This window comes from Nocardia sp. alder85J (assembly GCF_020176955.2).
Classification (GTDB): domain Bacteria; phylum Actinomycetota; class Actinomycetes; order Mycobacteriales; family Mycobacteriaceae; genus Nocardia.
Map to the genome: position 1 here is coordinate 296,735 of NZ_JAIUCZ020000007.1, position 11,704 is coordinate 308,438.

Genomic DNA, 11,704 nt, shown 5'->3' on the forward strand with positions numbered 1-11,704 from the left:
TAGACTCGGCGCGTGAGTATTCAGGGAGCAACGGCAGTCGGCCTGGCCACGGTGACCGTCAACGGCACGGTCCTCGACACCTGGTATCCGTACCCCGAGCTGGGCGAGTTCGACGCGGCCGGGACGCAGCGGCTGGAACCGGCCGATCCCGAGTACGCGCGATTCGGTGAGCTGGTCGGGTTCGACGAGGCTCGGCGGGTGGATGTGGTGGCGGTGCGTACCACCATCGCGGATCTGTCTGCGCCGGCGGTCGACACTCATGACATCTATCTGCGGTTGCATCTGCTGTCGCATCGGCTGGTGCGGCCGCACGGGCAGAACCTGGACGGGATCTTCGGGTTGCTGGCGAATGTGGTGTGGACCAATCACGGGCCTTGTGCGGTGGAGGAGTTCGAACTGGTGCGGGCCCGGTTGCGCGCTCGGGGGGCCGTTACCGTGTACGGCGTGGACAAGTTTCCGCGGCTGGTGGACTATGTGGTGCCTTCCGGGGTGCGGATCGCCGACGCGGATCGGGTGCGGCTGGGTGCGCATCTGGCCGAGGGGACCACGGTCATGCACGAGGGGTTCGTGAACTTCAATGCCGGGACGCTGGGCGCGTCGATGGTGGAGGGGCGGATCTCGGCCGGGGTGGTGGTCGGGGACGGGTCCGACATCGGCGGCGGGGCCTCGATCATGGGGACGCTGTCGGGGGGTGGTAAAGAGGTGATCTCGATCGGTGAGCGGTGCCTGCTCGGGGCCAATGCGGGTATCGGGATCTCGCTCGGGGACGACTGTGTGGTGGAGGCGGGGCTGTATGTCACCGCGGGGACCAAAGTGGCGCTGCCGGATGGTGGTTCGGTGAAGGCGGCGGAGTTGTCGGGGCGGTCCAATTTGCTGTTCCGGCGGAACTCGTTGTCGGGGGCCGTGGAGGTGGTGCCTCGGAAGGGGACCGGGATCGAGTTGAACGCCGCCTTGCACGCTAATTGAGGGGTCGGGGGGAGGGGGCGGTTGTTGGGTGGCCGGCTAGGAGTGAGCCGAGACGGGGACTGACGACGGGGGGGATCTGTGTTGGGGTGGGGATACTGAGGGTTTGCCTTCTTGGGGGGTGACCGGCTGTATTTTTGGCCTCCGCTTCGCTCCGGCGGGTTCTCGGCCCCTCAGTCTCGATTCTTCCCTCCTCCGCTCCTCCGCTTCGCTCCCCCGCTCCGTCAGTCCAGAATCGAGACGGGCCGAGAACATTAACGTTGGGCCTACTGGGGGGGTGACCGGGCCCTCAGCGGGCGGGCCTAATGTCGGGCCTGCTTGTTGGTGACCGCGTTGGAGAGCTGGGGCGGGAAGAGAATCTTGAGGGTCCGGGCCTGCTTGGGAGTGACCGGGGTCGAAGTGAGGCGGGCAACGAACTGGGTTGCCGGGGGTGGGGATTGGTGACGGGATGCGGGGCGGGCGGGGGCGGGGGCGGGTTATTCGATGCCGAAGGCGATGATTCGGGTGGGGGTGATGCGGATCAGTTCGGGGGTGCCGCCGGTGACGTAGGTCTGCACATCTCGCAATGCTTCTGCGGTGCCGCGGATCTCGAGCATGCGGACCTGCCAGGGCTGGACGGATTTGATGTCGTCGATGACGAACGAGACTCGGGGTTCCTTCGTCAGGTTGCGGAACTTCTGGGAGGCGCCGAGGTTGTGGCCGCCGATGTCGATGGTGCCGAGTGCGGCGTTGTACTGGAAACCGACCGGGTTGTTCTGCGGTGAACCGTCGGGACGGACGGTGGCCAGACGGCCGAGCCGCTGGCTGAGCATGTACTCGATCTGGGCGGGCGACAGTGTTGCGATCATGATGATCAGCCTAGGACCTCTAGCTAGGTTGAGGTCAACGGCAACTCGCGTGCGCATCGCGCGGTGACGGTCAGGTCAGTTGCTTCTTCTGGACCTTGCCCATCGCGTTGCGGGGCAGGCTTTGTACCAGGCGTACTTCGCGGGGGCGCTTGTGTACCGAGAGTTGTTGCGCCACATGGTTGATCAGGTGCTGCGGCAGGGAATCCGGGGCGCCTTCGCGGGGGACCACGAAGGCGACTATGCGTTGTCCCAGGTCGGGGTCGGGTACGCCGACCACCGCGGCTTCGGCGACGTCGGGATGGCCCAGCAGGGCGGTTTCGATCTCGCCGGCGCCGATCCGGAAGCCGCCGGACTTGATCAGGTCCACCGATTCCCGGCCTACGATGCGGTGGAATCCGTCGGGGGCGATCACGGCGACGTCGCCGGTCACGAACCAGCCGTCCTCGGTCCAGCAGGCGGCGGTGGCCTCGGGGCGGCCCAGGTATCCGTCGAACAGCATGGGGCCGCGGACCTGCAAGCCGCCGACGGTTTCGCCGTCGTGCGGGATATCGGCACCCGCCTCGTCGCGCAGACGGGTCTGCACGCCGGCGACCGGGACGCCCACCCAGCCGGGGCGGCGCTCGCCGTCGGCACGGGTGGAGAGGGTGATCATGGTTTCGCTCATGCCGTATCGCTCGATCGGGGTCAGGCCGGTCAGCTCGCGCAACTTCTCGAACACCGGGACCGGCAGTGGGGCGCTGCCCGATACGAGCAGTCGCGCTGCTGCCAATTCCTTTGCGGCGGAAGGGTCTTCGGCTATCCGGGACCAGACGGTCGGCACGCCGAAATAGAGGGTGCCCGCGGCGGCCGCGTAGGCCGCGGGGGTCGGTTTTCCGGTATGGACCAGGGGGCTGCCGACTCGCAGCGGGCCCAGTAGGCCGAGGATCAGGCCGTGTACGTGGAACAGCGGGAGCCCGTGCACCAGAACATCTTTCGAAGTCCATGCCCAGGCCTCGGCCAGTGCGTCCAGGCCGGCGGCGAGGGCGCCGCGACTGAGCAGCACTCCTTTCGGCGCCCCGGTGGTGCCGGAGGTGTACAGCACGAAAGCCGTGGAGTCCGAGGAGGGTTCGGTGTAGGTGTGCCATGAGCGCGCGTGGCGGCGCACCGGCAGCACCGGTAGCGCCGTTCCCTCGGGCGACTCTCCGAGCCAGGCCTGTGCGCCGGAATCGCGGAGGATGTGGTCGAGTTCGGCCGTTCCGGAATCCGGCGGCACCGGGACCACGGTGACCCCGGCGATCAGGCAGCCGACGACCGCCAGCACCGTCGTCACGGTAGGCCGCGCCAGCACGGCCACCCGGCGCGCCTGCGCCACCCGCTCCGCCACCGAGGTGGCCGCGCCGATCAGATCGCTGCGCGACAACGTGACACCGTCGATGGTGACGGCATCGGGCAGGTCCGCCCCGGCGGCCACGGCGGCCGGGTTCAGCGAGCGCAGCAGCGGCAGCGATCCGAACGACATCCACCCAGCCTAAACGGGGGGCGGACTACACCAGGAAGCCCGGTACCACGTGGGCTCGGGCGAAGCGGCGGGCGGCCGCGTCGTCGTCGATCGGGATCACCGTTTGCGGGGTCAGCGCCAGGGACAGTGAGGTGCGGGCGACCATCTCCGCTATCGGCAGCGGATCGTAGTGCGGCAGTTTACCTTCGGCTTGCAGGCGGGTGACGAATTCGGCGAGGTAGTCGCGGCCCAGCTCGATCACGGGGGCGCCGCGGGTGGTCAGGTAGGGCAGCACGATCTCCGGTTCCGTGGCGAGCAGGCGTTCCAGCAGGCGGTTGCGGCGCAGGCCGTCCAGAAAGGCGATGAACAGCTCCACGATCTGGTCCTCGGCGTCCGCGTCGCGATCGATCTGGCGCTGCACCGCGGCGTCGACCTGTTCGACGAAGCGACGGGCCTGCCACAGGCCGACCGCCTGGACCAGTTCGGACTTCCCGGCGAAGCGGCGGTACAGCGTGGCCAGGGACAGGCCGCCGCGGCGGGCGACCTCGGTCATGCTGGTGCGCTTGATGCCGAAGTCCAGGAAGGCCAGCAGGGCCGCGTCCAGTACCGCGGCCTGATTGTCGTCCTCGGCGCCCGCTCCACGGACCAGCGGCAACAGTTTCGCCAGCTTCACCACGACTGAACTGTAGCAATTGACACCCGATGATCTCGATGAGAAAGTGAGGTGAGAAGTTTCTCACCATCCCGAGCTTCACCAGGTAACGCGTGACCGAGGAGCCGACCGACGATGACGTCCACCCAGCCCCGCCTCGACGGGCCACCCACCCCACCGGCCGTGCTGACCCCGGCCGAGGCCCGGATGCACATCGACGGCATCGCCGCCTTCCTCGGCGGGGTCGCGAACGTGATCATGCAGCTGTCCCATCCGCCGGTCGGCTACGGCGTGCTGGAGAGCACCGTGGACAGCGGCAAGGTGACGCTGCATCCGCTCAAGCGGCTGCGCACCACCCTCACCTACCTCGCGGTGGCCTGGATGGGCACCGAGGCGGATCGGGCGGACTACCGCAGGGCGGTGAACGAATCCCATCGCCCGGTGCACTCCGGGCCGGACAGTCCGGTGAAGTACAACGCCTTCGATCCGGAGCTCCAGCTGTGGGTGGCCGCCTGCCTGTACTGGGGTGTGGACGATCTGTACACCCGCATGCACGGGGCGATGGAACCCGAACTGGCCGAACGCTTCTACCGCTACAGCGCCCGGCTCGGCACCACCTTGCAGATGCGGCCGGAGATGTGGCCGCCGGACCGTGCGGCCTTCTACCGGTACTGGGACGAGAAGCTGGCCGAGCGGACCATCGACGAGCCGGTGCGGCGGTACTTCGACGACCTCATCGATCTGAAGATGATGCCGCGCTGGAATCAGGTGCTGTTCGGGCAATTCCACCGTTTCGGGGTCACCGCGCTGCTGCCGCAGCACCTGCGCGACGAGATGGGGATGACCTGGACCGCGCGCAACGAACGGCGGTACCGCCTGATGCTGCGCAGCGTCTCGGTGGTGTGGCGGCGGCTGCCGCCGGTGATCCGCGCGATGCCGTTGAACACCTATCTGTTCGACATGCGGGTCCGGCGGCGGTTCGGCCTGCCGCTGGTGTGAGCGGGGCCCGGTCCGATCGCGGCCGCCGGCCCGCTCGGCGTGGCGGACCAGGCCCGCAACGCACCTGCCGGCGAACAGCCGAACACCGGGATCAGGCCGCGAGGCGCTGCACCGCCGCCGCGATGCGCTCGTCGGTGGCGGTCAGCGCGATCCGCACGTGTTGCGTACCGGTCGGACCGTAGAAGTCGCCGGGGGCGGCGAGGATGCCGCGCTCGGCCAGCTCGTCCAGGGTGACCCGGGCGTTCTCGCCGCGGGTGGACCACAGGTACAGCCCGGCGTGCGAGTCGTCGATCCGGAAACCGGCCTGCTCCAAGGCATTCCGCAGGATCTCCCGGCGGCGGCGGTACCGCTCGCGCTGCTGGTGCTCGTGCGCGTCGTCGCCGAGGGCGGCCGTCATCGCGGCCTGCACCGGCAGCGGCACGATCAGGCCGGAATGTTTGCGCACCTCCAGCAGTTCCCGCACCAGGGCCGGGTCACCGGTCAGGAATCCGGCGCGGTAGCTGGCCAGATTCGAGGTCTTCGACAGCGAGTGGATGGCCAGCAGGCCGGTGTGGTCACCGTCGCAGACCGCCGGGTCGAGCAGCGACACCGCCGGCTCGTCCCAGGCCAAGCCGAGGTAGCACTCGTCGGAGGCGACGATCGCCCCACGCTCCCGGGCGAATTCGACGACCTTGCGCAGATGCTCGACCCCGAGCACCCTGCCGGTCGGGTTGGACGGCGAGTTCAGGTAGATCAGCGCGGGCCGCTCGGGACCCAGCCGGGTCAGGCCGTCGGCCCGCAGGATCCGGGTCCCGGCCAGCAGCGCGCCGACCTCGTAGGTGGGGTACGCGACCTCCGGGATCACCACCAGATCGTCGGCGCCCAGGCCGAGCAGCCGCGGCAGCCCGGCGATCAGTTCCTTGGTGCCGATCACGGGGAGCACCGCGGCGGGGTCGATCCCGGTGATGCCGTAGCGACGTTTCAGCGCGTCGACGGTGGCCGCGCGCAGCTCCGGCGTGCCGTGCGTCTGCGGATAGCCGGGCACCTCCGACACCGAGGCCAGCGCCGCCCGGATCAGCGGATCGACCGGATCGACCGGGGTGCCGACCGACAGGTCGACGATGCCGTCGGGATGCGCCGCCGCGCGCGCCTTGGCGGCGGCGATGGTGTCCCAAGGGAAATCGGGCAGCAGCGAACTGACCGGGCCACGCGTAGACAACGTCGGCTACCTACCCGCTTATTCTGCGGCCATCGGCGGGAGCGCGGCGATGAACGGCGGGTCGAAATCGACCTTGCCGACCTTCGTCGCGCCACCCGGGGAGCCCAGGTCGTCGAAGAAATCGACGTTGGCGTTCACGTAGCCGCTCCACTGATCCGGGGTGTCGTCCTCGTAGAAGATCGCCTCCACCGGGCACACCGGCTCACACGCACCACAGTCCACGCACTCGTCCGGATGGATGTACAGCATGCGACCACCCTCGTAGATGCAGTCCACGGGGCATTCCTCGATGCACGCCTTGTCCTTCACGTCAACGCACGGTTCAGCGATGATGTACGGCACTGCCGCTCTCTCCTAGTCTGGTCCTGGCCTGCGGGTGTTCCGCCCCCGACACAGTATCCTCAGGCCTCAGGTTACTGCCGATCAGCCTTGCCTCAACACGGCCTCCGGCGGTAACCATCGTCGATGACGTGCGGCACCGCTCGTCACCGGTCCACAGTAGCCGTCGCGGCACCGACCGGCAGCGGCAGTGGGGTCCGTTGCGGCGGCGCCCCGTAGGTGGTGGTGCGCTGCCGGGCCGGGCGGCCCATGCCCTCCGCGATGTCGACCAGCTCGGCGACCGTCTTCGCGGACCCGTGCTCGGAGCCCGCCATCCGGGAGATGGTCTCCTCCATCAAGGTGCCGCCGAGGTCGTTGGCGCCGCCGCGGAGCATCAGCCGGGTGCCGCGGGTGCCGAGTTTCACCCAGCTGGTCTGGATGTTGGCGATGCGGCCGTGCAACATGATTCGCGCCAGGGCATGCGCCGCGCGGTTCTCGCGCACGGTCGGGCCCGGCCGCGACGCGCCGGCCAGATACAGCGGCGCGCTCTGGTGTACGAACGGCAGCAGTACGAATTCGGTGAAACCGCCGGTCTCGTCCTGGATGCCGCGGATCACCCGCAGATGCCCGACCCAATGCTTCGGATTGTCCACGTGGCCGTACATCATGGTCGAGCTGGACCGGATACCGAGCCGGTGCGCGGTGCTGATCACCTCGACCCACGCCGACGCGGGCAACTTGCCCTTGGTGAGCACCCAGCGCACCTCGTCGTCGAGGATCTCCGCGGCGGTGCCGGGCATGGTGTCCAGCCCGGCCTCACGCAGCGACGACAGCCAGTCGTGGATGCTCGCGCCGCCGCGGGAGGCGCCGTTGACGATCTCCATCGGGCTGAACGCGTGCACATGCATCGACGGCACCCGTTTCTTCACCGCCCGGATCAGATCGGCATATCCGGTAACCGGCAGATCCGGGTCGATACCGCCCTGCATGCACACCTCGGTGGCGCCCTCGACGTACGCCTCCCAGGCCCGGTCGGCGACCTCCTCGGCGGACAGGGCGAAGGCGTCGGCATCGCCCTTGCGCTGCGCGAAGGCACAGAACCGGCAGCCGGTGTAGCAGATGTTGGTGAAGTTGATGTTCCGGTTGACCACGTAGGTGACCACGTCACCGACGGCGTCGCGGCGCAGCTCGTCGGCCAGCGCGGCGACGGCGTCCAGCTCCGGGCCGTCGGCGGTGGCCAGTGCCAGGTACTGGTCGTCGGTGAGCCCGGCCGGATCACGCTCGGCGGCGCGCAGGGCCGCGGTGACATCGGTGTCCAGTCGCGCCGGCGCCGACAGCGACACCGCCTGCTCGCGCACCGTCTCCCAGTCGCCGAACGCGCCCGTGAGCCCCGAGCCGAGCCCGGAATCGCTGCGGGACACCGTGTTCCGGCCCTCGCTGTCGATGGCGGTATGCAGGTCGACCCGGCCGGCCGACGCCCAGTCCTGGTCCGGTTCCTGCCACGGACTGCCGGCCGGATTCACATCGCGGGCCAGGCCGGTCACCGGATCGGCCAGGGCGGCGACATGCCCGGCCACCCGCGGATCGATCCACGGATTGCCGGTGAGCACGTACTTCGGGTGGGCGGTCAGCCGCTGGGTGAGGGTGTAGCCCGCCGCGGCCGTCACCTCGGCCAGCACGTCCAGATTCGGCCAGGGCCGTTCCGGATTCACATGGTCGGGGGTCAGCGGCGAGACGCCGCCCCAGTCGTCGACGCCCGCCGCGAGCAGCATCCGGCACTCGTCCAGCGAGACCAGATTCGGCGGCGCCTGGATCCGCATCTTCGGCCCGAGCAGCAGCCGGGTGAGGGCGATCGCGGCGCGGAACTCGGCCAGGTTCGCATCGGGGGTGTCGCGCATGGCGGTGTCCTGCTTGGCCAGGAAGTTCTGCACGATCACCTCCTGCACGTGCCCGAAAGCCTTGTGCGCCTGGCGAATCGCCATGATCGACTCGGCGCGTTCGACCAGCGTCTCACCGATGCCGATCAGGATGCCGGTGGTGAACGGGATGGACAGCCGGCCCGCGTCGGTCAGCGCGCGCAGCCGTACCGCCGGATCCTTGTCCGGGCTGCCGTAGTGGCATTCGCCCTTCTGCGTGAACAGGCGCTCGGAGGTGGTCTCCAGCATCATGCCCATCGACGGCGCCACCGGCTTCAGCCGCGACATCTCCGCCCACGACATGACGCCCGGATTCAGGTGCGGCAGCAGGCCGGTCTCCTCCAGCACCCGGATCGACATCGCGCGCACGTAGTCCAGGGTGGAGTCGTAGCCGCGCTCGTCGAGCCACTGCCGGGCCTCCGGCCACCGCTCCTCCGGCCGGTCGCCGAGGGTGAAAAGCGCTTCCTTGCAACCCAGTTCGGCCCCGCGCGCGGCGATCTCCAGCACCTCGTCCGGTTCCAGGTACATGCCGCGGCCCGCGGCCCGCAGCTTGCCCGGCACGGTGACGAACGTGCAGTAGTGACAGCGGTCCCGGCACAGATGCGTCAACGGGATGAACACCTTGCGGGAATAGGTGATCGGCAGCGGCCCGGCGCCGGCGTAGCCGGACTCGCGTAGCCCCACGTCCCGCACCCGCGCCGCCGAGGCGCACAGATCCGCCAGATCGTCGCCGCGGGCCTGCAACAGCACGACCGCCTCGTCGAGGTTCAGCGTCGCGCCGTCGCGGGCCCGGCGCAGCGCCCGGCGCATCGCCGAGGCGGCGGGTGGGACGGGCGGCATGCCCGGGACAGGAAGATCCGTCACGCCGTCGATCATGCGCCAACCATCCGACAGTTCTCCCTCCGGTGTCCGTTGCCGAGACACAACCCGGTGTCCGGGCAGGCTATTCCGGCTCCGGCGCAAGACTTCCGCCGGGGGTGCGTGCCACGATTGTCGGTATGGGCCTGCCGCTGCCACCCCCGTCCCCGGTCAGCATCATGGCCGCACCGGCCCGGCGGCCGAGCCCCCGCGCGAAACTGCTCTGGGCGATCACCCCCGCCCTGGGCTGGGCGACCGTGCTGATCGCCGATCTGGTGTGGTTCGCCCTCGACGATCGGCGACACGCCGCACAGGGGGTCGCGCTCGTGCTCGCGGTGGTGGCCGGCGCGTGTCATGTGGTCGCGGTGCCGCTGTGGCGGTACGCCGTACACCGCTGGGAGATCACCGGCACCGCCGTCTACGTCCGGACCGGCTGGTTCACGCAGGAGAGCCGGGTCGCCCCGCTGAGCCGGGTGCAGACCGTCGACACCCATCGCGGCCCGCTGGAACGCCTGCTGGGGCTCGCCACGGTCACGGTCACCACCGCCTCCTCGGCGGGCGCGGTCCGGATCACCGCGCTGGACCTGCCGGTCGCCGAGCAGACGGCCGCGCAGCTGACCGCGATCGCCGCCACCGATCCCGGTGACGCGACGTGACCACCCCGGACGCGACGCCCTGGCACCACCTGGACCGCCGGATGCTGCTGCTGCATCCGGTGCGCGAGGTGGTCCGCTACATCCCCGTGCTGCTGGCCACGGTGATCATCGGCACCCGCAACGACAACCCGATGTGGGGCCTGGCGGCCCTGACCGTGATCGTCGCGATGGCGGTCACCCGCTGGTTCACCACCACCTACCGGCTCGGCCCGGACACCGTCGAACTGCGCCGCGGCCTGCTGCAACGCAAAACCCTCACCGTCCCCCGCTCCCGCATCCGCTCGGTCGACGTCCGCGCCGACCTGCTGCACCGCCTGCTCGGCCTGGCCGTGCTGACCATCGGCACCGGCCAGCGCGCCGACCGGGAGGAGCGCTTCCACCTCGACGGCGTGGACGCCCGCGCGGTCCCCGCCCTGCGCGCCGCGCTGATGAGCCCGGCCCGTGCCCCGGCCACGGTCCAGCCGGACGATCGAGTTGCGGCCCGGCCGCACTCGGGCACACCGGGGGGCGGCCCGGCTCCGCTGGACCGGGCCCAATCGCGGCCTGTGGTGGTGGGCTCCACTGCCGCACCGGCCCCGCCGATCGACGCACCCGGCCCGGCGGCAGCCGTCCCGGCCCGAGCCGAACCGGTGCCGGGTGATCACCTCGACGCCCGCGTCCGGGTCGCTCCCGACGGCACGCCGGGTCGCGGCGCGCTCGAGACATTCGGCGAATCCGTGGACGCGCTGCGGGGGCGGTATCTCGGCGAATCCGAGCCCGACGGGGTCGAGATCGGGCACTGGCGGGCGGGGTGGGTGCGGTACGCGCCGCTGTCGCTGACCGGGCTGGCCATCTTCGGGCCGCTGGTCGGTCTGGCGTCGCAGTACGGCGCCACCGACCGGCTGGTGCGGTCCGACGCGGTGCAGGGGCTGGGGCGGCACAGCGGCGTCTATCTGGCGGTGGTGGCGCTGACCGGGATCGCGATCCTGCTGGTGGTCAGCGCGGCGGCGGCCTGTCTGCGGTATCTGACAACCTATTTCGGGCTGCGGGTGATCGACGACGGCAGCCGGCTGCACATCAGCCACGGCCTGTTCACCACCCGGCAGATCACCCTGGACCTGTCCCGGCTGCGCGGCGCGACGGTGAACGAACCACTGCTGTTGCGGCTGGCCGGGGCCGCCGAGCTCGAGGCCGTCATGACCGGAACCCGCACCCGGCAACGCATTCTGCCGCAGGCCCCGCGCGGCGCGGTGGATCACACACTGGCCCATCTGCTTTCGGAGACCGTCCGGGCGGCACGGCCTGCGAGTGATACGAATTCACCCGCACAGCATCATGATTCGGCCGAAGCCTGGGCCCTGGTGACCGCGGCGCCGGTGCGGCACGGCCCGCGCGCGCACCGTCGACGCTACATCCGGGCGCTGGCTCCGGTACTGCTCGCCACGCTGATCATCCTCGGAATATCGCTGGGCGGCAACCATATTCCCGGCTGGGTGTGGGCGATCCTGGTCCTGCTCGGGATCGTCGCGGCGGTGGTGGCCGAGGACCGGTACCGCGGGCTCGGGCACGTGGTGCTCCCCGGTTCCGGCGCCCGGCCGACCTGGCTGATCACCCGCAGTGGCAGCCTGGACCGGGAGCGGCACTGCCTGGAGGCGCCCGGCGTGATCGGCTGGACCGTCCGCCGCACCTTCTTCCAGCGCCGCGCCGGCCTGGCCACCGTGGTCGCCGCCACCGCCGCCGGCAAGAAGCGGTACCACGTCCAGGACGTGCCGATCGACCTGGCCTGGGCGCTCGTCGAGGCGGTGACGCCGGGCATGTCCGGCGCACGCTGAGTCACCGC

10 protein-coding genes are annotated in these 11,704 nt (G+C 70.2%); 4 read left to right on the top strand and 6 right to left on the bottom strand.

All coding sequences use genetic code 11. The features are described from left to right. Positions 1 to 12 precede the first annotated feature (12 nt). Positions 13 to 966, top strand: coding sequence for a 2,3,4,5-tetrahydropyridine-2,6-dicarboxylate N-succinyltransferase (dapD, locus tag LBW94_RS27180; protein WP_225054884.1), 954 nt, complete (start codon positions 13 to 15; stop codon positions 964 to 966). 473 nt (positions 967 to 1,439) lie between these two features. Here the strand turns inward: dapD and LBW94_RS27185 are convergent, their stop codons facing one another. The 3 genes from LBW94_RS27185 to LBW94_RS27195 all read right to left on the bottom strand — a co-directional run bounded on the left by LBW94_RS27185 (position 1,440) and on the right by LBW94_RS27195 (position 3,964). After that, positions 1,440 to 1,811 (bottom strand): PPOX class F420-dependent oxidoreductase, encoded by a 372-nt coding sequence (locus LBW94_RS27185; RefSeq protein ID WP_225054886.1) that lies wholly within the window; start codon positions 1,809 to 1,811, stop codon positions 1,440 to 1,442. 70 nt (positions 1,812 to 1,881) lie between these two features. Continuing rightward, the gene (locus tag LBW94_RS27190) at positions 1,882 to 3,309 is read right to left on the bottom strand and encodes an acyl-CoA synthetase (protein ID WP_225054888.1); all 1,428 of its coding nucleotides are present in this window, start codon (positions 3,307 to 3,309) and stop codon (positions 1,882 to 1,884) included. Positions 3,310 to 3,334: 25 nt separating this feature from the next. Beyond that, positions 3,335 to 3,964 carry a TetR/AcrR family transcriptional regulator gene (locus LBW94_RS27195; RefSeq protein ID WP_225054890.1) on the bottom strand — a complete coding sequence of 210 codons (630 nt, stop codon included), beginning with the start codon at positions 3,962 to 3,964 and terminating at the stop codon, positions 3,335 to 3,337. Positions 3,965 to 4,075: 111 nt separating this feature from the next. Between LBW94_RS27195 and LBW94_RS27200 the strand changes: the two genes are divergently transcribed. Further along, on the top strand, positions 4,076 to 4,939 hold the full coding sequence (locus LBW94_RS27200; protein WP_225054892.1) for an oxygenase MpaB family protein: 864 nt from the start codon (positions 4,076 to 4,078) through the stop codon (positions 4,937 to 4,939). 91 nt (positions 4,940 to 5,030) lie between these two features. Here the strand turns inward: LBW94_RS27200 and dapC are convergent, their stop codons facing one another. The 3 genes from dapC to LBW94_RS27215 all read right to left on the bottom strand — a co-directional run bounded on the left by dapC (position 5,031) and on the right by LBW94_RS27215 (position 9,247). Further along, a complete protein-coding gene (gene dapC / locus LBW94_RS27205) occupies positions 5,031 to 6,137 on the bottom strand; it encodes a succinyldiaminopimelate transaminase (RefSeq protein WP_225054894.1) in 1,107 nt (368 codons plus the stop codon). An 18-nt stretch (positions 6,138 to 6,155) separates the two neighbouring features. Further along, entirely contained in the window at positions 6,156 to 6,479 is a 324-nt protein-coding gene (gene fdxA / locus LBW94_RS27210) for a ferredoxin (RefSeq protein WP_225054896.1), read from the bottom strand. Positions 6,480 to 6,622: 143 nt separating this feature from the next. After that, on the bottom strand, positions 6,623 to 9,247 hold the full coding sequence (locus LBW94_RS27215) for a bifunctional FO biosynthesis protein CofGH (protein ID WP_225054898.1): 2,625 nt from the start codon (positions 9,245 to 9,247) through the stop codon (positions 6,623 to 6,625). Positions 9,248 to 9,369: 122 nt separating this feature from the next. On the opposite strand from LBW94_RS27215, the gene LBW94_RS27220 reads away from it, so the two are divergent. Both LBW94_RS27220 and LBW94_RS27225 read left to right on the top strand, forming a co-directional pair. Further along, positions 9,370 to 9,885 (top strand): PH domain-containing protein, encoded by a 516-nt coding sequence (locus tag LBW94_RS27220; RefSeq protein WP_225054900.1) that lies wholly within the window; start codon positions 9,370 to 9,372, stop codon positions 9,883 to 9,885. Beyond that, positions 9,882 to 11,696, top strand: coding sequence for a PH domain-containing protein (locus tag LBW94_RS27225; protein WP_225054903.1), 1,815 nt, complete (start codon positions 9,882 to 9,884; stop codon positions 11,694 to 11,696). Before LBW94_RS27220 ends, LBW94_RS27225 begins: the two co-directional genes overlap by 4 nt. Positions 11,697 to 11,704: the final 8 nt, after the last annotated feature.